Raw genomic sequence first — 26692 nt, forward strand, 5'->3', positions numbered from 1 at the left:
TCTTTACGGGTTTGTCCCCCTGTTATCGGCAGTTTTTATCTTTATATTATAAATTTATTGAATTATTTTTAATTGGCAATAAAAAAGGCAAGTTAGACTTGCCTTTGATATAGTAAAAAAGAACTAAAATTAGAGTTTATTTTGATAACTCGACCAAGCTGTATCGAGATTAATTTCCATCTCAGATGAAAAGCTCTTCCAGCTCCATTTTTTGTTATCAGAAGGATCTAATTGGGCGTTTAGCTCTACCAACAAGTTAGGGTGGTGATTTTCTTCTAACCAATGCAAGAAAAACGCAGTGGTTTTATAGCCTGTGTCGTAATTCCCACCCGCCTTACGATGTTCAAAATCGACATAACCGCCTTTCATACGAACAACATCAGCGATACCTTCGATAATTGGCCCAATCTCTTGGTAATTATGATCATCTAGCTGATACGCATGGGCAATCTCATGATAAAGCACGCCGATTAACTCATCATATAGCGCTTGTGCACTGTTGTTTTGTGCAAATTTGTTGAGATATTGCGCACTAATATGGATTTTAGCGCCATCGAAGTTACCTTCTTTATAAGCGACGCCATCCATATCTTCAATGATGATTTCCAATAGTGGTAACTTGGGTGCACGCTGTTTTTTACTATATAAAATACGCGCGACGTTATACGAGATCTGCTTTATCAAATTGACATTAACGTGCTGCCAAACAGGCACGGTTTCTTTGCTGAAGTTTCTAATTTGCACATTCGGCAGAGGAAACTGCTGCCACGCAATGTCTGCTTGAAACTGGATTGGCTTTATTGCGGTATCAATTTTGTCTAACGCTGATACGCTATGGACCATCAGGCCCATAGCCACTGCAAGCGAAGAAATTGCAGTTTTCACTTTCATGCTTAGTTATACTCCGACATTGACGGTGGACGTGCGCTAATTTCGCTACCCCATGCTTTGTTCGGCTTATCACTCATTACATACTTAAGCTCACCACCTGCCATAATATCGGCGTGCGTTAAGTAGTTACGGTTTAGTGGCTTACCATTTAAGCTCACAGATTGAATATACTTATGTGTTTTGCTTAAGCCTTTAGCAGTCGTTGTGAATGTTTTACCATTTGCCAGCTTTAAGGTGACTTTAGGTGTTTGCGGCGCGCCAATTGCGTATGACAAATCACCTGGTGCTACTGGGTAGAAGCCCATCGCTGAGAAAATATACCATGCAGACATTTGACCAACATCATCGTTACCCGCAAGGCCATCAGGCTTGTCAGAGCTCAGTGTATCCATGATTTGACGGATACGCTCTTGTGTACGCCATGGCTTACCCGCATAGTTATAAAGGTAAGCAATATGGTGACTTGGCTCATTACCGTGTGCATAGTTACCAATTAAACCTGCGATATCTTCATGCTCTTTAATCATGTCAGCAGATAAGTGGGTATCGAATAAATCATCTAAACGCTTTTCAAATGCGTCATCGCCGCCCATCAAATCAATTAGGCCTGCAACATCATGCGGTACGTAGAAGCTGTACTGCATCGAGTTACCTTCTGTAAATGCGCCCATATATTTCGCTTCATATGCATTGAAGTCAGGGTTCCAGTTACCTTTTGTATCACGACCACGCATGAACTTAGTTTCAGGATCAAACACGTTTCTGTAACTCATTGCACGCGCATAGTAATCTTTAGCCAGCTCTGTTTTACCCATCGCTTCAAACATACGTGCAATAGCATAATCATCGTACGCATACTCTAATGTAATAGACACCGACTCTGGCAATACATCCATAGGCACGTAGCCATACTTTTTATACTCAGGGATCGCGTCATACACTTTGTTATTTGCCGTGTTAGTTATCGCTTCAACCGCTAAATCAATGTCATAGTCACGAATACCTTTAAGATAAGCGTCTGCAATGACCGATACAGCGTGATAGCCAATCATTGTCCAAGTTTCATGGGCATGGAAAGACCAAATAGGCAGCATCTTTTCATAACTTTGTTGATAATGAACTAACATAGATTGGATCATACCCGATACGCGATCTGGGTCGATGTACGTCAGCAATGGGTGCAATGCACGGTAAGTATCCCAAAGAGAGAATAATGTATAGTGCTCAAAGCCTTTTCCGTCGTGGATCTCACCATCAACACCTCGGTATTGACCGTTTACGTCTTGGTAAATGCTTGGCGCTTGTAATGCGTGATAAAGCGCTGTATAGAATTGGCGCTTTTCAGATACAGTGCCTTCAACATCAACTTTATCTAAGTAATTAGCCCAAAGCTGCTTAGACTCAGCACGCACTTTATCAAAGTCCCAATGCGGGATTTCTGCATTTAAGTTTTCAAGTGCATTTGAACGGCTCACCGCTGACAAGCCAACTTTAACGTAAAGCGGTTTATCTTTTAGGCCATCGAATGAAGCAACAAACTTTACAGCTTTACCCGCAGTCATTTTAACTGCTTTGTTTTCAATCGTTGAGTGCTTTTGCTTGGTATTCAGACAATTCATACATCTGTAACGCATGTTGTCTTCGTTGATAAACTCATAGTCATCGATTGGCTGCGAGAATTGAATTGCAAAGTACATTTGTCTGTTGCGCGCCCAGCCATTAGTCGCACGGTAAGCAACTAGCGTTCTGTCATCAACTTTACGAATGTCACTCCAAATAACTTTGTTCTCGAAGTTATAAATTGAGCTAGTTAAATCAAATAGGACATGACCGTCATCATGGCTATTAAAGGTATATTTGTGCATACCCACACGAGTTGTTGCTGTTAGCTCAGCTGTCACGTCGTAGTCTTGTAATTCAACGCCATAATAACCCGGTTCTGACCACTCTTTATCGTGAGAAAAGCGCGAACGATAGCCAGTATCTGGCTTTTCTGCAGTACCTGCTGTTAGCTTTACATCGCCAGTTATTGGCATAACCAATAAGTCACCTAAATCAGAGTGACCAGTACCTGAGAAATGCGTATGAGAGAAACCTACTATCGTATGATCATCAAAGTGATAGCCTGCACAGCGCTTGTATATTTCTGGTTGTGGTGAAACGCCGCGCATAGGGTTATCAGTATCAGGACTTAATTGGACCATACCGAATGGAACAACTGCACCAGGGAATGTGTGACCATCTCCGCCAGTACCAATGAATGTATCAACCCACTGCGTGTTTGATTCGCTTGCCACACTTACCGACGAAACTGAGGTAAGTGACAACATAGCTGCAGCCCAAATAGAGCGATGCATGTGCCTCTCCTTTATTCTAAATTATGATTGGATCGTTCCAACTAGGTTTAATATACAACGTCTATGAATACGTATTCAATACTTATGAGATAGAAATTTATAAATTTAAGTTAAAAAAGGCAAGTGAACACTTGCCTTATTGGAAAGAAGTTTTAGCGTTACGCTATTTTGTCATGCCATTGCTTTGATAGTTTGACAACATTTAAGCCATACCAAGCAATAAAAATATAGCAAACAAGCGGCACAATGAAACTAATTTGAATATGCATTGTGTCTGCTACAACCCCTTGTAATAACGGAATAATAGCACCACCAACAATGGCCAAGCACAACCAACCTGAGCCTTTACTTGTCAGTGAGCCTAGACCTTCAATAGCAGTTGTGAAAATAGTTGGGAACATGATTGAGTTAAACAAACCTATCGCCAATACAGACACCATCGCAACATTACCTTCTGTAAACATGGTCACTGCCAACAACAACATGACAAATACTGAGTTGAATACCAATGCTTTCGAAGGCGCTACGTATTTAAGTGCTTGAGAGCCAATAAAGCGACCAACCATCGCCCCACCCCAATAATAACCAAGCAGTTTTGCTGCGGTTGGCGCATCTAAGCCACCAATATGTTCTTCAGCAAAATAGTTTACTATAAAGCTACCTATTGAGACCTCCGCACCTACGTAACAAAATATAGCGACAACACCCATCATTAAATGCGGCGCTTCTTTTAAGTTTTTGTCTTTGACTTTACAGTCTTCAGTTTCAATATGCGCTTCGATTGTTGGCAGCTTCAAAAACGCAAACACAACCGCGATTGCGAGCAAGCAACCTGCAATGACCAAGTAAGGTACTTTAACCGAATCAGCATTAGCTGCTTCGACCACCGCTGCACTGCCTGCACCAAATAACAACATACCACCAGCGATTGGGCCTAGAGTTGTGCCCAGTGAATTCAACGCTTGCGCTAAGTTTAAACGGCTAGAGGCTGTTTTTGGGGTGCCCAGTGCTGCAACATACGGGTTAGCAGAAACCTGTAAAATAACGATACCTGATGCCATCACAAATAAAGCAGTTAAGAAAACCCAGTACTGGTGCACTATCACCGCAGGATAAAATAGCAAACACCCAGCAGCAGCGACAACAAGGCCGATAATAATGCCTTTTTGATAGCCTAGTCGCTTGACCAGATTACCGGCGGGTAGAGAGACAACAAAGTAGGCAATGAAGAAACAGAATTGGATTAACATCGCTTCTGTGTAGTTTAAGTCAAAAACGCTTTTTAATCTTGGAATTAAAACATCGTTAAATACAGTAATAAAACCCCATAAAAAGAACAGGGTTGTCATTGCAGCAAGCGGAAAAAAGTAGTTTTTTTCGTTGTTCTGGGTGCCTGCAGCAATGCTTTGATTCATGTTGATTTCACTCACTCGGATTACTCCATGTTAAAGGATGTAATGATTCTACACATTGTTACAAGAAAATCACAAATGTTTTATTGGATCGTTCCATTATTTTTTTTAAGATGCTACAGTAAATGAATAAATGAGAAAACACGGTCAATATACTGAATAGACCAAGTTCAGATTTTTATTGTATATATCGCAGTTTAAAATGCGCTTACATACATTGACCGCTACGCGATTTGAGAGTGGAGCACAAATAATGTCGCTAGATTTTAAGAGTAGAGATTTTTTACAGCAACATATTGATAAAACGATGGCGTTCTATCATCCGAGGTGCGTAGACAACAAGGGTGGATTTTATCAGTTTTTCAAGGATAACGGTGACATTTATGATGACAGCACACGTCATCTAGTATCGAGTACGCGATTTGTTTTCAACTATGCCATGGCATATATCAATACCGACAACGCGGAATATTTGGAGTTAGTGCAACATGGCCTAGATTACTTAGAAAAGGTCCATAAGCAAGAAAGTGGCGGATACGCTTGGCTTATCGAAAATGGTGTTGCGAGCGACCTAACCAATCATTGCTACGGCCTTGCATTTGTATTACTTGCAAACGCCATGGCTGTAAAAGCAGGTATCACTTCAGCAAAAGAGACTATCGAGCAAGTCTGGTCACTATTAGAACAAAAATACTATGACACTGAGTTCGGGTTATATCTTGATGAATTTGATGCAAACTTTACTAATGCAGACAAATATCGCGGTCAAAACGCGAACATGCATATGTGTGAAGCACTACTTATGTGTTTTGAAGCAACCAATGATAACAAATTTTTAGACCGCGCCTACATACTTGCACACAATATGACAGTGAAACAAGCAAGCTTAGCTGATGGTCTAGTTTGGGAGCATTACAACAGTAATTGGGAAATAGATTGGGATTACAATAAAGACAACCCTAAGCATCTATTTAGACCTTGGGGCTTCCAGCCAGGCCACCAAACAGAATGGACCAAACTACTATTGATCCTAAATAGGCATAAACCAGAAGCTTGGATGGTAGACAAGGCTAAATTCTTATTCGATCAAGCGCTTGAACATGCGTGGGATGAAGAGCATGGTGGTATTTGCTACGGCTTTGCACCAGATAAAAGCATTTGTGATGGCGACAAATATTTTTGGGTTCAAGCAGAAAGCTTTGCAGCAGCTGCTCTGTTAGCAATTGAAACAAACGATGAGCAGTATTGGCAATGGTATGAAAAAATCTGGCAATACAGCTGGGATAATATGATCGATCATAAATACGGCGCTTGGTATCGAATTCTGACCCAAGACAACCGCAGTTACAGCGATGAAAAGAGCCCTGCTGGTAAAACTGATTACCATACAATGGGTGCCTGTTACGAAGTGTTAAGAGCCTACAATTTAAGTGAGAGAAGTTAATGAGCGTTATTTGTTTTGGTGAAGCGCTAATCGACTTTTTATCTGATGGTGGCACACCAGAGTCCTTTACTAAATATGCTGGTGGCGCGCCAGCAAATGTCTCTGTAGCCGTAGCAAAACAAGGTATAGGTAGCATATTTTGCGGTATGCTCGGTGATGATATGTTTGGTCACTTTTTAAAAGATGAACTCTCCAATCAACAGGTGAATACCGAGTTTGTGAAATTTACTTCTCAAGCAAAAACAGCACTGGCCTTTGTCTCGTTAGACAGTGATGGAGACAGAAGCTTTAGCTTTTATCGACCACCAGCAGCGGATTTGCTATTTCGTGAAGAAGATTTCGAAGAAAGTATGTTTGAGCAGGGAACCATTTTACATGTGTGCTCTAACAGTCTGACAGAGAAAAACATTTATCTAAGCACTGTCACAGCAATGGAAAAAGCTAAGCAATATGGCCTTATCAAAAGCTTTGATATGAATTTGCGTGAAAACCTTTGGCCTTCGATGAATCATTGCCTCGATAGAATTTGGCACATTATGTCTCAATCTGATGTGGTTAAGTTGTCTAAAGAAGAGTTGGTATTTTTAAACACACATGCTCACCCTTCTAAAGATGAGCAAAATACCATTGAGGCAATATTATCTAGCAAAGTTAAATTACTGGTCATCACTGACGGTGCTAATGACATTCGTTATTTTACTGAGCAGTTTTCTGGATACATCACCCCACCGAATGTAAAAGCAGTTGATACAACCGCGGGTGGAGATGCGTTTGTTGGAGGCTTACTTGCTGAGCTAACACGAAAATTACCTCAAACCACATTTGAAGAAATAGTCAGTAGTGAAGCGCAAGTGCTCGACTTGGTAAACTTCTCAGCGAAATGTGGGGCGTATGCCGTCACAAGGTTTGGCTCTTTTGTTTCTCTTCCAAGCAAACACGATATTGAATAATAAAATTTCCTAAGTGTGAGACAGGCTCAGGGATGAGCCTATTTAACCACTACACATATTGCAAATATTCTCCATAAAACCAATATACAATTGGTCCACACACAACCCAACCGATTAAAAAAGGTCGAAAAAACCCCAGTCGCTTTGCGTTTAACGTCTCTACAACAGAGTCATGCTCAGAGGGTGTGTATGGAAACACTTTTCGATACACTTTAAATATTGCGAGCCCTATTAAAAAAGGTACTATTATCAGCGCGAAAAATAATAAAACTGCGTACCAGGTTTCGTCTGAAACTCGTTCCATAACACTCCCATAGTGAATTAAATTGGTTAACACTCTAAATGTTAAGCAATTTTAGGATAGAGACAGACTAGGATAATTACAATAAGAAATTTTATACCCATGATAAACAAATACTCCCCTCTTCCACTTTGCATATTACTAGCAAGTTGTGCTTCACAAAATAATGTAAATCGATTGGAACCGACTAAAGACATTAAATACAAAGTGACTGAAGGCTATACCCATCAATTTGCCAATACATACAAGATGCCCGAAGATTATCCTTTTACTTGTAAAGAGAATTGCTACCCAAAAAGCCAAGATATTCAGTGCGAAAATGACATGGAACGCTGCCAGTATGTTGGTCAAAACCCTGTTTTTTCCATTGCTACAGAAAATGCATTTAATGTTAGATGGTTAGGTCACGCTAGCTTTGCCGTAACGACACCTTCGGGAGAAACCATACTGATTGACCCTGTCACAGGTCAATTTGATTGGCCTGTAGATTGGGCATTTGTTCACTTAGCTGGTGGTTTTTATCGAACCGAGCCCACTGCATACAGTAAACAAACACTTAAAGATACTCAGGCAGTCGTCTATTCGCATATCCATTATGACCACTTCAATAAATCAGATATTGAAAACATAGGTAATCATCCAACCTACCTAACCCCTTTAAACTTTGCGGATTACTTTCCTGATGGTGGGTATAATATTGTCGAAATGCCTTGGTTCTCCAAATATGATATCGGTGACACACAAGTGCATTTTGTCCCCGCACACCATTTTAGTAGTCGTATTGTTGTGCCCATGATCACAAGCGATGATGATGAGACACTCTGGGGGGGCTGGGTATTCGAAAGTAAAGGCAGAAAATTGTTTTTTGCCGGAGATACGGGCTACTCAGGGCACTTTAAAGATATTCACCAACAGTATGGTGATATGGATATCTGTCTTATCCCGATTGCATCTTACCATCATGAGAAACATGGGAAGTGGTATAGAAATGTCCATTTAACGCCAGAAGATGCGCTAATTGCAGCTGATGAGCTAAATTGCGGTGTTATGATCCCTTGGGGACACGGAAATATGAGCTGGAAAATGGGCGATCATACATCTCACTCAGCCCTGTTTCGTCTGTTACATATGAAAAATGAACTGAAAAGCCGCTCCCCACTGTATATTTTAAATGAAGGCGAGCAAGTTAAATTCTGATTAGATAGTTCGAGCGAAGTACACTACTTCGCTCGAAGAAACTAAAACAACTGTTATACTTCCCACTTTTTAAGCGCATCTCCAATCAGCTGCTTACGCCAACCTTGGAATAAATCAGGCTTTATCATTACTTCGCGCTCTTTGGCACTGAGCTTCCAATTCCAGCTGATCACTTGATTAATTTGCTTTTTAGATGCAATGACATCAACAGGTAAGTTACTCTTCTTAGCAACATCCGTAATATCTGACTTAATCTCTTTCGCCGCTCTTTTGTACTGTGCAAAATCAATGAGTCTTTTTACTTTTGCAGGTAAAGCATCTTCTTGTACAGCTTTACCTTTCTCGATACACGCTAATATTTCTTTACCAGAGCGATTTACTTCCATGGCATCCACTTCTGGAATATTGCGCATACTCGAAAGTGAGCTAGGACGCCGCTTAGCAATCTCAACCATATTGAGCTCTTTAAGAATGAAATTCACCGAGATATTTTTCTTTTCAGCTTTATTCATGCGCCAAGCCGCCAGTTCTCTCAATACAGCAAGATCACGCCCTCTTAACTGCCAAACATTTTTAATGTTTAAGTAAAGGTATTCATCCGGCGTTCTAAAAGCACGCTTTTGAGCAATCAATTCACTTTCTGATATCACGATATCAAATAACTGTTTTTCTTCTATTTTCTTTATTAGTTTTTCAAAACAAGGAAGAAGGTAGTAAACATCAGCTGCGGCATATTCCAACTGTTTATCTGATAATGGTCTTTTCAACCAATCTGTGCGCGACATGCTCTTATCGATTTCAACATCCAAAAGGTTTTTAACCATGTTTGCAAAACCAACGCAATTCCCCTCGCCCAACAACTGCAAAGCAAATTGAGTATCAAATAAAGGAGAAGGCACGATGCCACCAAATTTTTGGAATACTTCAATGTCTTCAGAGGGAGAATGAATTACTTTTATCACATCATGTGAAGTAAACAGTGACCACAAAGCTGAAAAGTCCATATCAATCAATGGGTCAATTAAAGCTAGATGTGTACCGTCATACACTTGAAATAAAGCACTTTCAGGATATAGCGTTCTACGACGCATAAACTCGGTATCAATTGCTAAAATTTTACTTTCACAAATGAGGTTAATAAATTTATCTAACTCCGCTTGAGTTTGAATAAACTGATACTGCACATTGACTCCTTCGCTTCTTGCGAAAAAAAACCGGCATAAGCCGGTTTTTTGTTATTTTAACGCCCTACGTAATATCTTACCTACGTTCGTTTTTGGCAGTTCATCTCTAAACTCAACCATTTTAGGAACTTTGTAGTTTGTTAGGTTTTCACGACAATGCGCTATTATATCTTTTTCTGACAAAGATTGGTCTTTTCTGACAACAAAAACTTTAACTTGCTCACCACTGACCTCATGAGGCACACCAATAGCAGCAACTTCAAGCACGCCATCGTGGCTCGCAACAACCTCTTCAATCTCATTAGGGAACACGTTAAAACCAGATACTAAGATCATATCTTTTTTACGGTCGACAATGTAAAAGAAGCCTTCATCGTCATAGGTTGCAATATCACCTGTTGCAAACCAACCATCTTGCAAACATTCAGCCGTTGCATCTGGGCGGTTATAATATCCAGCCATTACCTGAGGGCCTTTCACTAAAAGCTCACCCGGTTCACCTTTAGGCGCTTCCTCACCATTTTCTAGCACTATTTTTAAATCTGTGCTTGGTGCTGGTAAGCCAATTGACCCGTTATAACCTTCTAAGTCTAACGGACAGATAGTCACAAGCGGTGCACACTCAGTTAAACCATAGCCTTCCAGTAAACGCGAGTTAGTGACAGACTGCCATCTTTCAGCAACAGGTCTTTGAACCGCCATACCGCCACCTAAAGACACTTTCAGGTTCGAAAAGTCTAACTGCGCAAAGCCATCAGTATTGAGTAAGCCGTTAAATAGTGTGTTTACACCCGTAATCACAGTAAACGGATACTTAGCTAAGTCTTTAACAAAGCCCGCCATGTCACGAGGGTTTGTGATCAAAATATTATGCCCGCCGTACTTCATGAAAGTCAGACAGTTCGCGGTAAGTGCAAAAATGTGATAAAGCGGCAGCGCCGTGATCACAACTTCCTTGCCTTTATCTAGTACTTTGTCTAAACACCCTGAGACTTGTTCTAAATTAGCAACCATATTGCCGTGCGTTAACATCGCACCTTTTGACACACCTGTCGTTCCACCGGTGTATTGCAAGAATGCAAGGTCGTTTTGATTAACGTCAGGCTTTTTGTAGCTATTAGGATCAGCACTCATTACATTTGCAAAAGGGATCGCCGATGGCAAATTATAAGCTGGTACCATCTTTTTGACTTTTTTGACGACAAAGTTCACTAAATGCTTTTTCACACCGCCAAGTAGGTCACCAATTTGAGTTAAAACAATATGCTTAACCGGTGTTGAAGGAAGCGCTTTTTCTAACGTACTTGCAAAGTTCGCTAGAATAAAGATAGCTTTGGCCTCAGAGTCATTTAATTGATGCTCTAATTCCCTTACAGTGTATAGCGGGTTCACGTTTACAACCGTACAACCAGCTCTAAGTACACCTAAAATCGTGATTGGTGTTTGCAATAAGTTTGGCATCATCACCGCAACTTTATCGCCTTTACCAAGTTTAAGCGTATTTTGAATATAACTTGCAACCGATTTAGTCGCTTCATCAATCTCTTTGTATGTCAGCGTTTTGCCCATGTTTGAATAAGCGGGTAACTGAGCATAATTGGTGAAACATTCGTCTATTAATTCTAGCAGCGAGTTGTAGTGTTCTGGATCAATCGTTGCCGGCATGCCTTCTGGATAGCGCTTTAGCCAGATTTTTTCCACTCTTAGCTCCTGTGTTCTCGTTCTTTTTTTACATTAACCTTAAAGCAAATAAGGCACTTAAACAATTGAGTAAATACTCTAACTGATGGATATTCCCATATTTAAAGCAAAGTTACAATCAGCAAAGCACCTGCTTTTCGATATGTCCAACAATCTCATTTAAGATATCTTGAGGGTGTTGCATATGGCAATGATGACCTCCAGAGACCTTAGAAACGCTAAGTTTATCAAAACACGAAAGAAATTTTTTCATGTTATCACGCATTTGAGCATATCCTTCTTCAGGTAAGATAAGCATAGTGTCTACTGAAATTTTATCTAATAAACTCAGCGCTTGTTCCTGATTTAACCTAATGGTCGAAGGCAGTTTAAGTTTAGGGTCTGAACTCAATCTGTATTTACCACACTCGGCAAGAATCGTTCTTTCCATTAAAACCTCTGCGATTTGCTCATCAAAACCGCCAACCTTAGCTCTTGCCTTAATCATTGATGACCTATCATCAAACCAACGGTTACGTTGAGAAGACAGCTTTTGTCTTTCTTCAAACGCCTTTACTAAGTTGGTTTTTGTATATTGATTACCTTGATATATGAGTCCAATGCCATCAATTAAGTTCAATGAACGCACGTAATCAGGAAAAGTACTGGCAAGTAGATTAGCGATGAGCGCGCCCATGGAGTGGCCTACAAAGTGTGCGCTAGTTATGTTCGCTGTTTGCATGAAGCGCATTACATCGTACACGTACTCGACAAAATAATACTGCGCATCGTCAGATTTCCAAGCTGATTTTCCATGTCCTGGTAGATCCAAAAAATACCAAGTGTATTTTTTTTTCTGATCTTCAGTGAGTAGCTCAGCTATCGGTTTAAAGCTATTACTGTTATCCAACCACCCATGCAAACAAACAACAACGCCGGGTCCATTACCAACCTGTTGCCAAGAAAAGCCATCTTTAAAATTGTCTTTCATCTCATTTTTTTTATTAATCAGCATTTATTGATATTCTTCACAAACACATTTAGTTAAGATCATACGCGATAAAATCTATACAGCTATAGAAATAATTAATTCAATTATTGCATCAGACTTTAAATCAAACACGGGAATTCAAAGGAAAAACTATGTCACGCAAAATTTCGGCAGTTGCAGCGGCAATTTCATTATTGGCGAGTAGCCAAGTTTACGCTGCACCAAAAAACATCATTTACATGATTGGTGACGGCATGGGTCCAGCATATACCACGGCATACAGATACTACAAAGATGACAAAACAACCAAAGTGGTTGAGCCTACAGTGTTTGACTCTATTTTAGTTGGTATGGCGCATACATATCCTGACGACAACACAGTTGTAACAGACAGTGCAGCCGGTGCAACAGCGTTAAGTACAGCTAAGAAGAGTTACAATGGCGCAATCGCGGTCGACACTGCTAAAAAGCCGCTTAAAACAATGTTGCAAATGGCAAAAGAAAAAGGCATGACTACAGCGTTGGTTGCAACATCACAAATTAACCATGCAACACCAGCAAGCTTTGCTGCGCATAATGAGTCTCGACGCAATTATGATGAAATCGCCAACGATTATGTAGACGTTAAAGTAGCAGGAAAATTACCTGTCGATTTAATGCTAGGCGGTGGTACACAATACTTCATCCGAGAAGATAGAAATATCGTGTCCGAATTCAAGCAAGCAGGATATCAATATATTGACGATTTAAATGATTTAAACTCGCTTAAATCAATTCCTGCAATCGGACTTTTTGCCGAAAAAGGCATGCCACATGCTATTGATGAAAGCCCTCTTCGCCTTACTGATATGACCAATAAAGCACTCGCTCTACTTGATAAAGACAAAAACAAAGAAGGCTTTTTTGTCATGATCGAAGGCAGTCAAATTGATTGGTGTGGACATGCTAATGACATTGCGTGCGCCATGAAAGAAATGGATGACTTCGCTAAGTCGATTGAACTCGCTAAGGCCTATGTCGACAGAAACCCTGATACACTTTTAGTTATTACAGCTGATCACTCTACCGGTGGTCTAACGCTGGGGGCAGACGGCGACTACAAATGGGAGCGTGACGTCGTTGCAAATGTTAAAGCCTCAGTTAAAACCATTACCCAAAAACTGAAAGATAGTAAAAACCTAGAAAAAGACTGGGTTGCACTAACCGGTTTAGAATATACGTCTGAAGTTGCTGAGGAACTTAAAGAAGCAAAATCCGAGGGTGATAGAGCACTTTTTAAAGCGATAAACGAGCAAATAAATGAAGCCAGTTACACCGGTTGGACAACTGGGGGGCACACTGCCATAGATGTTCAGGTATTTGCACATGGTAAAGGCCGTGAAGATTTCATTGGTTCGCAAAACAATACTCAAATAGCTGAAAGATTAATTTCATTTATTGAGCGATAAATTCTGATTCAATACTTGGTTGGTTACTGTATGCTGGTAACCAACTTATCCAATCATCGATCTTTGTTTTTTACGTTGCACAGTCGCTGTAATAATGTTGGTACTATCATCTTGTGCACTGGTTTTACAAAAAGCAAATAAAATTTACCAAAAGTATTATTTAAATGAACAACTGTGGTTGCATGGAGTTTGGCTCCAGTGCCGTATGGTATAACATAAAAAGACACTTTGACGTTTAAGTGTTTATCTTTATCCTCTAATATGACTTCTTGCTGCGTATTTTTGTAAAGACTAAAAATCCCGACCCTGTCTCCAATTTTTATGCTCTCTAGATTTTTCTGCGGATTAACAGCGTAAATCGCTCCAAGATCTTTCAAACCAAAGCTAGAAACTAGCTTATTACGCAAATTCATTAAAAAGTTGAACCACGCAGGTGAGCGTGTCACTAACTCGATAAACAGCTCTAGTGCTGTTTCCCCTCGGTAACAATCGATATCAGACGCAAAGCAATCATAAAAATCTGCACCACCTGCATATGACTTAATAAGAGATGAGCTTGGTATTTCATTCATAACACGGCCAGTGTATTAAGGTGTTTAAATAGAAATTATCAATGTCACCTTTCATGTTCAAGCACCTATAACTTTATATAATTAATCTCATAAAGTTACAAAGATTTCGTTCATACCGCCTTAGGGGAGCGATATCGCTAAGTAACTATAATCCGGATACAAACCCGAAACAACAAACAACTTTAACACATTATATTTACATTTATTTATTATTGATATACGTTAATTAGAACCAAGTATCACTTAAGGAAAAAGAAGAATGAAAAAACTAAATAAAAGAACACTAAAAAGTTTGTCTAAAGACAAGATGAAACTGCCATTGGATATGACACCTCACATTGCAGGGGGTGATCACACTGATCAATATTCTGATGATTGCGGCCCCTCAGTACCGCGTAACCCTACTTGGTACTCTGAATGCGGTTGTCCAACATCACCCTGCTGATCCGAATAAACGGGCTAGCAAAGACATAATGCTAGCCTATTAAACACCTTTTCTAAAGACTCACAACAAAATCAGCATAAGCACGACGCACTTTATCATTTTCAAACATTTGATAGTGGTCAGCTTCTTCAGAAATTACAATTCGCTTATTCTGACTGCTGCTCGATTTATACAGTGCATGTGAAAGTGAAACAGGAGTTTGCTTATCTTCTCCACCACCTATAACCAATAATGGACCTGTATACACCTTCCCTAACACTTGCTTGTTATCTACAGAGTAAAAGACATCATCCACTTGTACATCAACTATCATTTTTTTGTACCAAGGAATTGCCTCATCTATCCACTCTTGAACATTAGTGGCTGAACCTTCCATTACCAGCCCATCAATTGGCTTTTCGCTGGCTACTTGAGCTGCCAAGAAACTACCTAAGGAAAAACCATGCACTAGCACTTTATCAGCATTAAGTTGGTTTTTAACATATTCAAAGCTCATTTTAGCATCTTCAACTAGGTTCGAGATCGTTGCTTTACCATTGCTTGCGCCTAAGCCCCTGCGATCGAATACAACAATATCAAAATTGTAATTAGCTAAATGTAGTAATGCTTTTTCAGTTGCTGGACTTTCAACTGTCATTCCATTACCTGGTATAAATAATATCGTGTTATCTGTATCCAAGGAGTCGAAATGCAAGCCATGTAATTGAACTGTCCCGTCATCTGGGGACATATTAAGTTCTTTAACAGTATGCTTCGTCATAACCTGATCGAGTCTTTTTATAAATTGTAGTTCGTATGGTTTTACCGAATCTGATTGGCTTATAAAGTTAGACTCATTTATCGCAACAGAGCAACCATTAAGCACAAAACAAGCTAGTACAATCACGTACTTGTTCATTGTGATTTCCTTATTGTTAAATAAATTGTGTCCTCGAATGTATCAGAAAACATTTACTAAATGTCACATATACATATTTTGTAACCACAAAATTCAAATAAAAAACAATCCTATCGTGATAGCTAGACACTTCAAAAAGTCAAAATGCTTTTAATTGCAATTAAAAATAGAAACTCTTTATTCCATACCTGATACGACCTTTAAGAAAACAACTAGTTACAATACGCTCTTCAAAGCTAGATAAATAAATTAGAAAATGTCCACAAAGCGATAAAAGAAGTTCAATGGGAAAGTGCAGTCAAAAAGTGCAGTGATGGTAACAATTGTCATGTGATAGTCAGAGCGTATGGTGACAATATTGCATACGCACTTATTATTTACAAAGATGGAGCTTGGGAAAGAGCCAATACGACCAAAGCAAATTACCAAACTGGCCACTAAACGCATCTTTTAGATGTTCATGTATACATTCAATATATAATTTTATATATAAAAACTCATTAAGACATTGATATATATTATCTAAAATTTTTCTCATAGGCTTTTCGCCTAATTAGTAAAGAATTGAAATGGCCAACCATTAACTTTTTCTCCGAGCGTTTTAGTAACAATGAATAACCTGCAAACACCTCAAGCTTGATTTTCGTAAATCCAAACAAAAATTAAACAAAGACAAATAAGGAATTTGAAATACTAGGGCAAATAGATGTGTACACCCTTCAACAAAAAAGGGAAACAATGACAATCAACTGTTCAAAACTCGTTCGAAAAACAACAAGAGAAGAAAGTAATTAACATAAAAACACACCGATTGTTAAATAAAAAATATCTAACGAAAACATAGGCATTAAATATTTAAAAAAACCAAATCAAATATTTAATTATATTTTTCAGAAACTTGAAGCAGAAAATCCCAATCCAAATATTAACAGTTATCGTTTAATTAGTTAAAAACACTATTGACTAAAGCTTGAGTATTTTACTATCTTGTTAATGCGAAATCGCGTTCAATAAACACATAAATAAACAGGAATTTAAAAATGAAAACTACTTTAAAAGCTCTCACACTTGTAGCAGGTACCTTTTTTGCTGGTTCTGCATTCTCGGCAGACCTTGTGTGTGATGTGTATCCAAAAGGTAATGGTAACGCTTGGGGCAATGGAACAAAGAGCTGTTTTGGCTTTGATTTTTCTTTCGGCAGCTCAACTTCAGGTCGTTTTTATCTTAAAAACGTAACAAAACCTATCCAAGAAGTACGTTGGAGTGGCGCGGCTAGATGTGGCACGTCTAGCACAAGCTGTGGCGTGACAGTAAGAGCTTATGCTTCTACAACAGCTTCTGCATTGATCTTATACAAAGACGGTACTTGGGAGCAAACAAACACTGCTAGAGCATCATACGAAACTGGTCACTAATTAAAATAAAACCAGGCTAAAATTTGATGGCGCCTAAAGTTCCTTTAGGCGCATATATAACCAACAATTAATTATGAGCGCCCTATTTTTGCCCCCTAAGCGCCAACGTCACTCTTCTTCATATTAGTCATCCAAATTAGCGGATAGCACAAACCAAAGTCAACAGTTATCAAGCTAATATTCGGCTCTTTCTATTAACTTATGTTTAGTTTCTTTCACTCGAAGTCGTCAAAATAAAACCTTCGACCGAAGACTCGCCAAAAATACTTTAGCGTGATGGAAATGTGTGCTTTTATTCAGATAGTGCGTTGCGTTAAGTATTTTGATAACAGTATCAATAGAAAAGAATAGGTATAATTAAAGTAAGATGGATAACGCAGCAGATAAAACAGTTAGCCATGGCCAATATATCAATTGCTCAGGCTACTCATAATTCATTTCAAGGTTTGTTTATCTAGTTTGTTTCAACATAGATTTGTTTGCTATTCAGATTGCCACCTGAGACCTTGTGTAAAACTGGTCAGCAAAAAATGGGGTATAACTGCTAGTGATACCCCAAAGTCTAGTTTATTTGCCACCCGGTTCAGCAAATTTTGTCATCCATTTCTCAACTTCATTGTACCAATAAATTGAGTTATTTGGCTTCATAATCCAATGGTTTTCATCTGGGAAATAAATCATGCGTGATTCTACCCCTTTGGTCTGTAAAGTGCGGAATAACTCAAACCCCTGACCTACAGGAACACGATAGTCTAACTGACCATGGACTATTAAAGTCGGTGTATCAAAGTTCTCAGCATAAAAATGAGGTGAAATCGTTTTATAAATTTCAGGTTGTTCCCAATAGCTACCAAAACGAGGCGAATGCACCGCAAAATCAGCTGACATTTGAGAATACATATTATACACAGCAGCGTGGATTAAAAACGCTTTGAACGAATGGTTATCGCCGAGTAAAGTAGAGCTCAAAAAGCCACCATAGCTTGCGCCTGCAGCAACCATACGTTCCGCATCAATCCATGTTTTTTGCTCAAACCATTTTGTTGCTAGTTGCACATCTTTAAGCGGCTTAGTACGCCAATCTGGGTTGATTGCATCTGCAAAATCTTGTCCAAAGCCACTTGAACCATGGAAGTTAGGCCATGCAGTTACATAACCCCAAGAAGCAAAAGTCTGTGCATTCCAACGATAATGGAATCCATCAGTAATTGCATTGTGTGGTCCACCATGGATCAGCATCATCAATGGATATTTTTTGGATTTATCAAACCCTGGCGGATAATGAACCCACATCTGTATGTCCTGCCCACCAGCGCCTTTGTAGGTTACAGACTCATAAGTGCCTAACTCAACTTCAGACATAACAGATTCGTTCAAGCTATCTATGCGACTTAATTTTCCATTACGCGTATTGACTACGACCAAACGCTTTGGATATAAAAAGCTCTCATTCGTTGTTACCAGTTTGCGCGAACCAAGTAATATGGGCGCACCAAAGTTAGTATCTTTTGTAATTGCACGTGTTTTCCCGCTTTTCCCATTAATATGGTAAATACGCCTTGTTCCGGCATCATCTATCGAACTATAAAAATCACGGCCATTATCTGCCCATGTAATATTTGTGACTGAACGGTCTTTGTCTATATTGAGTACTTTGGTTTCTTTATCTTTTAAGTCATATAGTTTTATGACAGCAGTATCAGCGTAAAAGCCGAGAATGCTGCGGCTTAAATAGGCTAAGGTTTTGCCACTTTGATTAAACTTTGGAGAGAAGTCGGGAGCATTGTTATCAGGTGAGATATTTACAGCTTTCTTAGCACCAATTTTGCCAACAAAAATATCTGTCTTAGTGTCTACTTGGTTTTCCCAACCATTAGAATTAAACGCAATGTGTGTCTCCGTTGAGTCAATGTCATAACTTAGTGCTGATTGACTCGAGCGAACCAACTGTCTTCCCATTGGCTCAGTAATAGGCTCAACCTGACCGCCATTTTCAGGAATACGAAAAACGTGCGCTTGTCTATCTTCATTAATGAAATGATCAAAAGAAGAATATGGCAAAGCGTTCCATTGTCGAGCAGATACTTTGGTATCCTTTTGTTCTTTCAGAAGCCCTTCCATTTCAGTCCAGGTTTTTTGCGGCCAAACCGAACTAATAAAGTAAAGGTGCTTACCTACCCATTTAATACCTTTTACACCAGTTGGGACATTCGTTAATCTTTTTGCTTCACCGGGCTCAGTTAGAGGCAAAATATAGATTTGACCAGCCTTATCCCCTGCACGCTTACTAATAAACGCAAGTTGATTGGAATCAGGAGAAAATACAGGCTGACTCGCCCTTAACTTAGCAGATGTTAATGCTCGCGCGGGTTTTCCTTTCGCATCGAACAACCACAATTGCGTTTCACCTTTATCTTTTGCAACATCGAATTTAGTCACTGGTGCTACGATAAAATTTCCATCTGACGAAACAACAGGTGAACCTAATCGTTCTAGCTGCCATAAGCGCTCTATACTCAAAGCTGTATTTGCTTGTGAAGAAGTCGCATGTACATTAAGCGCCAACCCAACCAACAACACAAACATTAAAAATAATCGAGTTTTCATCGGTTTGTGATACCTATATCTTATTAGTATTAAAGATGCAAAAATACCACTTAGCATCATATTATTCATACAATTTGGGATAAAACACCCCAAACAAATGTTAACTTAACTCTTGGGAGAAAACTTTAGTGCTCTGCTACGCAAGTTGAGTAAACACACCTTTCTCAAAAGGCTGTAAAAATACTAGCTGCACCTTCCAAACTTTGCATCGGATTGATAGAGATAAAACGACGGATACAGCTTCTCTTCATCGAAATTTTCCCTAACAACCACAATTCATGTACCCATTATTCAAGCTGAAACCTCATTATTAGTATTTTTCAAGTTGTTATATATATTCATATATAACAATAATTTCTGCTCAAAAAACAAACTGAAAAATAGGTATTTTTAATTTAAATTCGCAAACGACATTGCCATTAGACCGTTCCAAGTATTATGTTATTTAAAAGAACACAACATGTTGCCGTGATGTTTACACCTTATGACAGGCACACCCAAATGCTTATGAATATTAAGATTCTAATGCATATGGCTGAATAAGAAATGTTTTCTCACAAGCATCATTAAACCTAAACAACAAGGAACAAACATGAGTATCCAGCGATTTAAACTATCTGCAATCACAACCCTAATGGCAGCTGCTGTAAGTTTGCCCACATTAGCAAATGAGCCTGTTTTCGAAGGTCACAGCTCAGACCATAAGTTAAAAGCAAAAACGGTTGAGTCTAACCGATACATTGTAAAATTTAAGAAAGAAAAACTAGGTGAAAAAAGAGCATTCAACGATTTTATAGCACTAAATTACTTATTCACAGCGGGTGCTGAGCCATTATTTGCACTGAATGATGAGCAAGCCATGATAGCTGAACTAGACGAATTTAGCCTTAGAACATTACGTAAGATGTCATCTGTTGAGTCAATCGAAATTGATCCTAAGCGTTACTTGTCAAAACCAACCTCTCAGGACTCTATTGCGCCCTATGCGCAAAGCACTCCTTATGGCATAAACATGGTACAGGGAAACCAACTGTCACAAACTAACACTTCAGCACGAAAAGTGTGTGTTATAGACACTGGTTACAATTTGGGCCACCCAGACTTACCTTATGGCAATGTGACTGGTGTTGCTAACAACAATGCAGTTGGTAGATGGAACAATGATGGAAACGGCCACGGTACACACGTAGCTGGCACAATTGCTGCTGAAAACAACAATCAAGGTGTTGTCGGTGTTTATCCTGGTGTAGACCTGCATATTGTAAAGATCTTCGATGATAACGGTCAGTGGACTTACGCATCAAACCTCATTAACGCAATACAGCAATGTAAAGATGCGGGCTCAGATGTGGTTAATATGAGTTTGGGTGGTGGAAACTACTCAAATACTGAAAACACTGCAATGCAGAACTTTGTTAACGGCGGCATGATGTTGGTTGCAGCCGCCGGTAACGATGGCAACGGCACGAAATCATACCCAGCTTCTTATGATTCAGTCATTTCTGTTGCTTCGGTGACTTCAAATGAATCTCGCTCATCGTTTTCCCAGTACAATGATCAAATTGAAATATCTGGCCCAGGTTCAAACATTAACTCCACATACCCAACCAACACATACAGAAGTTTAAGCGGTACCTCTATGGCCTCGCCTCACGTGGCTGGTGTTGCAGCACTCGTTTGGAGCCATCACACACAATGTACAAACCAAGAAATTCGTGCTGCATTAAATGCAACTGCTAAAGACAAAGGTGCAGCAGGATATGATATCTACTATGGTCATGGAATTGCGCAAGCAAGAAGCGCATCTGACTACTTATCTGCAAACGGTTGTCAAGGTGGCGGTGATCCAGGTAATCCAGGCGGTGTAAAGCCGGTCAATGGTTCTTTGCCTAATTTACAAGGTACGCAAAACGGATGGACGCACTACACTTGGGATATACCGCAAGGGGTGAAAGAAATGAGCTTGAATATCACAGGTGGAACCGGTGATGCAGATCTATATGTTCGTTACAACGCACAGCCTGATTCAAACAACTATACCTGTCGCCCATGGAAAGACGGAAACGAAGAACAGTGCACATTTACCAACCCGAACTCTGGCACATGGCATATTAGTCTATTTGGGTATACTAATTACAGTGGCGTAACACTTAATTATGCTTACAAATAAATAACTGGAAAATATCCAAAACTTAAGTTCGAGGTTAATTAAACAACCCTAATTAACCTTGAACTTACAGCGCCATACAAATGATAAAAATACAACAATATAGATATAACAAAAACAAAATTTTCTTTCAAAAAGTCCACAAACAGAACCTAAAAGCAATAAATTATTCAATCGTTAAAATTTTATGAATCAGCTGATACTTTGAACCCACAACCAAGATCCTCCGTTGCAACCGGAGAGGGTTTATAAATTTAATTATCATAATATACAGTCATATAAGAATAAATCATTAACACTTTAGTGACCTGCACACACTTCAAGCAAACAACTGTACATTCAAACAGTAGATCATAAAACCTCAACTTAACAAATAAAAAATATAAGCAAAAAATGAGTATTTTTTATTCTTTTTTAAAATAAGATCTTTGATAACCTAATCAAGCTTGATGTATAATGCGCGCCCATAATTGCACAAAACCAAAGGGTGAAGGGTTTTTCTCTCGTGTTTAAGTTAACTACAACTGCCGTTTTACGAGTTGACTTAAATGAAGGGAGGCGGACTTTAAAGTACATTGAATTGAATACACAGGATGAATGTCCGGTAAATCAAAATTTATTGATTCAATAACAACGGCAAGACCTTTATAGATGACTAGAAAGAGTAGAACGTGTTAACTCGAAACATTTTGTTGTTACAAACTAAAATAGCGACTTTTTTCAAAGTGCCCTTTGCATTTTTGATCATTGCTCAGTTATGCATTCTTATTTGTAATCTTCGTGGTCAAACACTCTTTGGTACTAATTATAAATAATAAGCAGTAACTCCTATCTATTAATTCTCATACCAACTTTATCACCGAGTAAGCCTCCTTTTGGAAGCTTGCTTGATTTTGGTCTGAATAAAATAGTGTGGATGAAGCAGATTTTAACTAATTATTGAACTTTATATTTAAAGTCAGATAGTTAGAAAGTTTAATTTAAGATTGAAACAACCTAAACACACGGGAAACAACACAATGAAAAACGTTCGCTTATCAAAAGTGGCCGGCGCCTTAGCACTTGCTATTGGTGTGTCAGCAAGTGCATTTGCATCTGACACTTCATCAGCCATGCGTGGTAAAATCACTACACCTGCTGGCGATGCTGCCGCTAACGTTAAAGTTACGGTTATTCACGAGCCGACAGGCACAATAAATACATTTACGACTAATGACTCTGGTGCATTCATCGCAAAAGGTCTTCGCGTTGGTGGTCCTTACCGCGTCGTAATTGACTCTGACAAATATTCTGATGCAGAGCTAAACAATATTTCACTTCAGCTAGGTGACACACACCGTATTACAAAGCAGCTAGAGCCACTACAATCAATCGAAAAGATTCAAGTAAGCGGTTATAAACTAGTACAACAAGCCGGCGGTTCAAGCAGTGTATTTGGTGAAGATACCATTAATAACGTACCTAGCTTTAACAACGATATCAAAGACGTTGCACGTCTTAACCCACTTGCAAGCATTAATGGTAACGGTGAATTAACCATTGCTGGTAATAACCCAAGAACAAACGGTTTAACTGTAGACGGTATCGGCCAAAACGATGACTTTGGTTTAAACTTTGGTGGTTACCCAACAGCTCAACCACCAGTTGCACTAGATGCAATTGAGCAAATATCTGTTGATAGCTCTCCATTCTCTGCGAAAAAAGGTAACTTTGGCGGCGGTACTATCAATGCCGTAACTAAGTCAGGTTCTAACGAGTTTACTTTCTCTGGTTTTTACGAGACAAGTACACCTAGCCTAGCTGGTAAAGTGGATAACATCTCAGAAGCCAAATATAAAGAGAATGTTGTCGACGACAAAGGCGAAGTAGTCCACTACGCTGGTTCTAATATTTTAGACGAAGATGGACACAAAACGTTTGAAGTTTCAAGCACAGACCCAATCGAAACTGAAGCGAGAATGGGTTTTAGCACAGGCGGCGCTATCATCAAAGATGAGCTCTTTTTCTTTGTAAACTACAACTCTTGGAAACAAGAGAGAGAAATGGACTATGGCTTTGATGGCTCTGGCACATCACACGAATTTGATATTTCTGAGCAGGATTACAACCGATTCAATAGCATCTTAAGCAATACGTACGGTTTACAAGACGAGCTTGGTGGTGATCCAGAAAATACAAGTGACAGCCTACTAGTAAAGCTGAGCTGGAATATCAGTGACCTTCACCGCGCAGACTTTACTTACCAGTGGCAGGATGAAGAGAGCGACAAAGGCTACGCAACAGGTGGTAACACCATTACGATGGCATCTAGCCGTTACCAGTACGTCACTAAATTCAACAACTTTGCGACAAAACTTTATTCAGATTGGTCTGATGACTTCTCAACTGAAATTGGGTTTGCTTATAAAGATGTTTCAAACAACAGCCTTACAAATTCTGATCTAGGTCAAATTGAAGTTTATCTAAATAATAGCGACCGTGGTGAGTCTATCCAGTTTGGTCGTGATGATATTCGTCACATCAACGTATCTGAGACTGAAACGTACGCTTTCACATTCGATGCAACTTACTTAATGGGCGATCACGAGATCAACTTTGGTGCTCAACTTGAAAGCAAGCGTCTTTACAACCTATTTGGTCAAAACTCAAAAGGTACTTGGAAGTTTGGCAGCCTTGATGATTTTGAAAGTAAAAAGCTGTATCAAAATAGATGGGATGATTACCAATTCTCATACATGAATGCGCACTCAAACAATGTGAATGACTTAGCGTATGATGCAACACGTGAGCAACTTGCACTTTATGTGGAAGATAAGTTCTACCTGACTGATGATTTAGAAATTACTGCTGGTGTGCGTTATGAGCGTCTATCATCAGGTGATGAGCCGAACCTGAACGAGAACTTCCTACAAACGTACGGTTATACTAACCAAGAAAACCTAGATGGCGCAGACATCATCCTTCCGCGTATTGGCTTTAAGTTCTACGCAACGGACGCACTAACCATTAACGGTGGTGTTGGTCGCTTCCAAGGTGGTATCCCTAACGTTTGGTTTAACAACCCATTCCAAAAAGACGGCATCACTCAGGTTGTTGCGAATCAAGATGATATCAACGCTTATTTTGCTAATGTAGAGCAAGTTGATATCACGCGACTACCAGAGGCTATTCAATCAACGCTTACTCAAGGCGCGGGTAACACAGCTTATACAGATCCAAACTTTAAACTACCTTCAAGCATCCGTGCTCAGATTGGTTTCGAATATGAATTCGATTCAGCACTATTAGGTGATGGCTTCAAATGGTCTGCTGAGCTAGCATACCAAAACAAGCAAGACGAAGCAGTTTGGCGCAATACGGCTATTCGTCCAATGATGGAAAACGGTGAAGTTGTTCGTTCAGACACTGGCCGTGTCATCTATGAAAGCATTTATGCAGATGACCCAGCACGTAAAGACAATCACGACATCATGATGACGAACTCAGATCTTGATGCACGTTCAATCATCTTCTCAACAGCAATTGCTAAAGAATTTGATAATGGTCTATATGTATCAGCAAGTTACACTCATCAAGACGTTGAAGACATTGCACCTGGTAGCGCTTCACAAGCTGAAGGTAACTACAAACATGCAACTACACACAGCCGTAATGTAGACTTAGTTGGTCGTGGTCACTACGAAGTTGAGCACAGCTTTAAGCTTAACTTACGTTATCAGACTGAGTTCTTCGAAGGTTATGCATCTAAATTCAACATGTTCTTCGAGCGCCGTTCTGGTCGTCCATTTAGCTATACTATGGGCTCATACAACGATGGCGACTTTGGCGATACACGTGGTCTAGACAGAACATCAGCTTACCTTGCATACATTCCGACAGGTGCTGACGATAATAAAGTTGATTGGGAAAAATCAAAGTTATCGTGGAATGAATTGGAAGCGCTTCTAAACAGAGCAGGAATTTCTGAACGCGGCCAGTTACTTGACCGCAACACAGGTACTCAGCCTTGGGTTACAACGATGGATGTAAGCTTCACTCAAGAAATTCCTGGTATCTACAAAGAACACAAAGGTGAAGTTTACTTCATGATTGAAAACTTCGCTAATCTACTTAACAGCGATTGGGGTGTTGAGAAGAGACTTGGTTACAGCGACCAAAAACTATATGATTTTGGTGGTTTAGAGGACGGTAAATTGGTTATCGACCCACGTTTCCAAGGTTCAGACGTTCGCAACTACTCTCAGATCACTAAAGGTGCATCTGCATGGCAAGCTAAAATTGGTATCCGCTACTCGTTCTAATAGCGTGATTATTTAGTAATTGAAAGGCCAACTTGTGTTGGCCTTTTTCTTATCGCTGGAAAAAGTGTAATTGGCCAGAACACATGCTAGATAAACAAGTACATAAGCTAAGCGCCTTTCTCAATCTGCTTAAAACACAAAGAGCAACTTTAAACCCTTACCCCCTCTAAATCCCCTTGTCACAATACAGCAAAAACGAACCAGCTTACAAATTATGTTAAATTGGTGAGAATTCAATTTATAGCACAGATTACACTACTGTATTTCGAATTGAGTACAGCCAGCACGCTTTTTTTTAAATGCGATATACTCACTGAAATATTTAACATTTACAGGGAAATGCTCTATAGGCTCACCCCCATCTGGATAAGCTTTAGCTTGAAATGACAACGCATTTTGCAGTGCCTCACACTCTTTATCCTGCTCGCCAGT

Annotated in this window: 17 protein-coding genes; 8 read left to right on the forward strand and 9 right to left on the reverse strand. The window is 39.5% G+C overall.

Translation table 11 applies throughout. From position 1 onward, the window contains the following. Positions 1-129: 129 nt before the first annotated feature. The 3 genes from AC2CZC_RS23820 to AC2CZC_RS23830 form a co-directional block, all read right to left on the reverse strand. Positions 130-891 (reverse strand): basic secretory protein-like protein, encoded by a 762-nt coding sequence (locus tag AC2CZC_RS23820; protein WP_484585736.1) that lies wholly within the window; start codon positions 889-891, stop codon positions 130-132. 2 nt (positions 892-893) lie between these two features. After that, complete coding sequence (locus AC2CZC_RS23825) at positions 894-3221, reverse strand: GH92 family glycosyl hydrolase (RefSeq protein ID WP_484585772.1); 2328 nt, start codon at positions 3219-3221, stop codon at positions 894-896. A gap of 185 nt (positions 3222-3406) precedes the next feature. Beyond that, entirely contained in the window at positions 3407-4678 is a 1272-nt protein-coding gene (locus AC2CZC_RS23830) for a sugar MFS transporter (RefSeq protein ID WP_063361687.1), read from the reverse strand. Between the two features lie 235 nt (positions 4679-4913). Here AC2CZC_RS23830 and AC2CZC_RS23835 point away from each other — a divergent pair, with 235 nt between their 5' ends. The 3 genes from AC2CZC_RS23835 to AC2CZC_RS23845 all read left to right on the forward strand — a co-directional run bounded on the left by AC2CZC_RS23835 (position 4914) and on the right by AC2CZC_RS23845 (position 8552). Further along, positions 4914-6104 carry an AGE family epimerase/isomerase gene (locus AC2CZC_RS23835; protein ID WP_484585737.1) on the forward strand — a complete coding sequence of 397 codons (1191 nt, stop codon included), beginning with the start codon at positions 4914-4916 and terminating at the stop codon, positions 6102-6104. Continuing rightward, positions 6104-7054 (forward strand): carbohydrate kinase family protein, encoded by a 951-nt coding sequence (locus AC2CZC_RS23840; RefSeq protein ID WP_484585738.1) that lies wholly within the window; start codon positions 6104-6106, stop codon positions 7052-7054. The genes AC2CZC_RS23835 and AC2CZC_RS23840 overlap by 1 nt, the downstream gene beginning before the upstream one ends. Positions 7055-7457: 403 nt before the next feature. Beyond that, positions 7458-8552, forward strand: a complete 1095-nt coding sequence (locus AC2CZC_RS23845; RefSeq protein ID WP_484585739.1) for an MBL fold metallo-hydrolase — start codon at positions 7458-7460, stop codon at positions 8550-8552. A gap of 53 nt (positions 8553-8605) precedes the next feature. Here the strand turns inward: AC2CZC_RS23845 and rnd are convergent, their stop codons facing one another. The 3 genes from rnd to AC2CZC_RS23860 all read right to left on the reverse strand — a co-directional run bounded on the left by rnd (position 8606) and on the right by AC2CZC_RS23860 (position 12431). Continuing rightward, positions 8606-9736 (reverse strand): ribonuclease D, encoded by a 1131-nt coding sequence (rnd, locus tag AC2CZC_RS23850; protein ID WP_484585740.1) that lies wholly within the window; start codon positions 9734-9736, stop codon positions 8606-8608. A 51-nt stretch (positions 9737-9787) separates the two neighbouring features. Further along, positions 9788-11437: a long-chain-fatty-acid--CoA ligase FadD gene (gene fadD / locus AC2CZC_RS23855; RefSeq protein WP_484585741.1), complete on the reverse strand. Its 1650-nt coding sequence runs from the start codon at positions 11435-11437 to the stop codon at positions 9788-9790. A 118-nt stretch (positions 11438-11555) separates the two neighbouring features. Beyond that, positions 11556-12431 (reverse strand): alpha/beta fold hydrolase, encoded by an 876-nt coding sequence (locus AC2CZC_RS23860; RefSeq protein WP_484585742.1) that lies wholly within the window; start codon positions 12429-12431, stop codon positions 11556-11558. 128 nt (positions 12432-12559) lie between these two features. Here AC2CZC_RS23860 and AC2CZC_RS23865 point away from each other — a divergent pair, with 128 nt between their 5' ends. Continuing rightward, positions 12560-13855, forward strand: a complete 1296-nt coding sequence (locus tag AC2CZC_RS23865; protein WP_484585743.1) for an alkaline phosphatase — start codon at positions 12560-12562, stop codon at positions 13853-13855. 53 nt (positions 13856-13908) lie between these two features. Here AC2CZC_RS23865 and AC2CZC_RS23870 read toward each other — a convergent pair whose 3' ends face one another. After that, positions 13909-14427 carry a DUF2867 domain-containing protein gene (locus tag AC2CZC_RS23870; RefSeq protein WP_484585744.1) on the reverse strand — a complete coding sequence of 173 codons (519 nt, stop codon included), beginning with the start codon at positions 14425-14427 and terminating at the stop codon, positions 13909-13911. A 259-nt stretch (positions 14428-14686) separates the two neighbouring features. Here AC2CZC_RS23870 and AC2CZC_RS23875 point away from each other — a divergent pair, with 259 nt between their 5' ends. Further along, positions 14687-14872: a hypothetical protein gene (locus AC2CZC_RS23875; protein ID WP_484585745.1), complete on the forward strand. Its 186-nt coding sequence runs from the start codon at positions 14687-14689 to the stop codon at positions 14870-14872. A gap of 52 nt (positions 14873-14924) precedes the next feature. Here the strand turns inward: AC2CZC_RS23875 and AC2CZC_RS23880 are convergent, their stop codons facing one another. Then, on the reverse strand, positions 14925-15770 hold the full coding sequence (locus AC2CZC_RS23880) for an alpha/beta hydrolase (RefSeq protein WP_484585746.1): 846 nt from the start codon (positions 15768-15770) through the stop codon (positions 14925-14927). Between the two features lie 1040 nt (positions 15771-16810). Here AC2CZC_RS23880 and AC2CZC_RS23885 point away from each other — a divergent pair. Further along, a complete protein-coding gene (locus tag AC2CZC_RS23885; protein WP_484585747.1) occupies positions 16811-17185 on the forward strand; it encodes a hypothetical protein in 375 nt (124 codons plus the stop codon). A 567-nt stretch (positions 17186-17752) separates the two neighbouring features. Here AC2CZC_RS23885 and AC2CZC_RS23890 read toward each other — a convergent pair. Next, entirely contained in the window at positions 17753-19792 is a 2040-nt protein-coding gene (locus AC2CZC_RS23890; RefSeq protein WP_063361676.1) for an alpha/beta hydrolase family protein, read from the reverse strand. 592 nt (positions 19793-20384) lie between these two features. On the opposite strand from AC2CZC_RS23890, the gene AC2CZC_RS23895 reads away from it, so the two are divergent. Together AC2CZC_RS23895 and AC2CZC_RS23900 are read left to right on the forward strand one after the other, a co-directional pair. Further along, on the forward strand, positions 20385-21962 hold the full coding sequence (locus tag AC2CZC_RS23895) for a S8 family serine peptidase (protein ID WP_484585748.1): 1578 nt from the start codon (positions 20385-20387) through the stop codon (positions 21960-21962). A gap of 1016 nt (positions 21963-22978) precedes the next feature. Next, positions 22979-26260 (forward strand): TonB-dependent receptor, encoded by a 3282-nt coding sequence (locus AC2CZC_RS23900; protein ID WP_484585749.1) that lies wholly within the window; start codon positions 22979-22981, stop codon positions 26258-26260. Positions 26261-26692 lie beyond the last annotated feature (432 nt).

Source organism: Pseudoalteromonas sp. MMG033 (genome assembly GCF_057197785.1).

What these genes read in the sequence shown, in the direction of transcription:
- AC2CZC_RS23885 (WP_484585747.1), top strand. Translation starts at nt 16,811, where the DNA reads ATGAAAACTACTTTAAAAGCTCTCACACTTGTAGCAGGTACCTTTTTT.
- AC2CZC_RS23835 (WP_484585737.1), top strand. Translation starts at nt 4,914, where the DNA reads ATGTCGCTAGATTTTAAGAGTAGAGATTTTTTACAGCAACATATTGAT.
- AC2CZC_RS23895 (WP_484585748.1), top strand. Translation starts at nt 20,385, where the DNA reads ATGAGTATCCAGCGATTTAAACTATCTGCAATCACAACCCTAATGGCA.
- AC2CZC_RS23870 (WP_484585744.1), bottom strand. Translation starts at nt 14,427, where the DNA reads ATGAATGAAATACCAAGCTCATCTCTTATTAAGTCATATGCAGGTGGT.
- AC2CZC_RS23840 (WP_484585738.1), top strand. Translation starts at nt 6,104, where the DNA reads ATGAGCGTTATTTGTTTTGGTGAAGCGCTAATCGACTTTTTATCTGAT.
- AC2CZC_RS23890 (WP_063361676.1), bottom strand. Translation starts at nt 19,792, where the DNA reads ATGAAAACTCGATTATTTTTAATGTTTGTGTTGTTGGTTGGGTTGGCG.
- AC2CZC_RS23845 (WP_484585739.1), top strand. Translation starts at nt 7,458, where the DNA reads ATGATAAACAAATACTCCCCTCTTCCACTTTGCATATTACTAGCAAGT.
- AC2CZC_RS23860 (WP_484585742.1), bottom strand. Translation starts at nt 12,431, where the DNA reads ATGCTGATTAATAAAAAAAATGAGATGAAAGACAATTTTAAAGATGGC.
- AC2CZC_RS23820 (WP_484585736.1), bottom strand. Translation starts at nt 891, where the DNA reads ATGAAAGTGAAAACTGCAATTTCTTCGCTTGCAGTGGCTATGGGCCTG.
- AC2CZC_RS23900 (WP_484585749.1), top strand. Translation starts at nt 22,979, where the DNA reads ATGAAAAACGTTCGCTTATCAAAAGTGGCCGGCGCCTTAGCACTTGCT.
- AC2CZC_RS23825 (WP_484585772.1), bottom strand. Translation starts at nt 3,221, where the DNA reads ATGTTGTCACTTACCTCAGTTTCGTCGGTAAGTGTGGCAAGCGAATCA.
- AC2CZC_RS23865 (WP_484585743.1), top strand. Translation starts at nt 12,560, where the DNA reads ATGTCACGCAAAATTTCGGCAGTTGCAGCGGCAATTTCATTATTGGCG.
- AC2CZC_RS23880 (WP_484585746.1), bottom strand. Translation starts at nt 15,770, where the DNA reads ATGAACAAGTACGTGATTGTACTAGCTTGTTTTGTGCTTAATGGTTGC.
- AC2CZC_RS23875 (WP_484585745.1), top strand. Translation starts at nt 14,687, where the DNA reads ATGAAAAAACTAAATAAAAGAACACTAAAAAGTTTGTCTAAAGACAAG.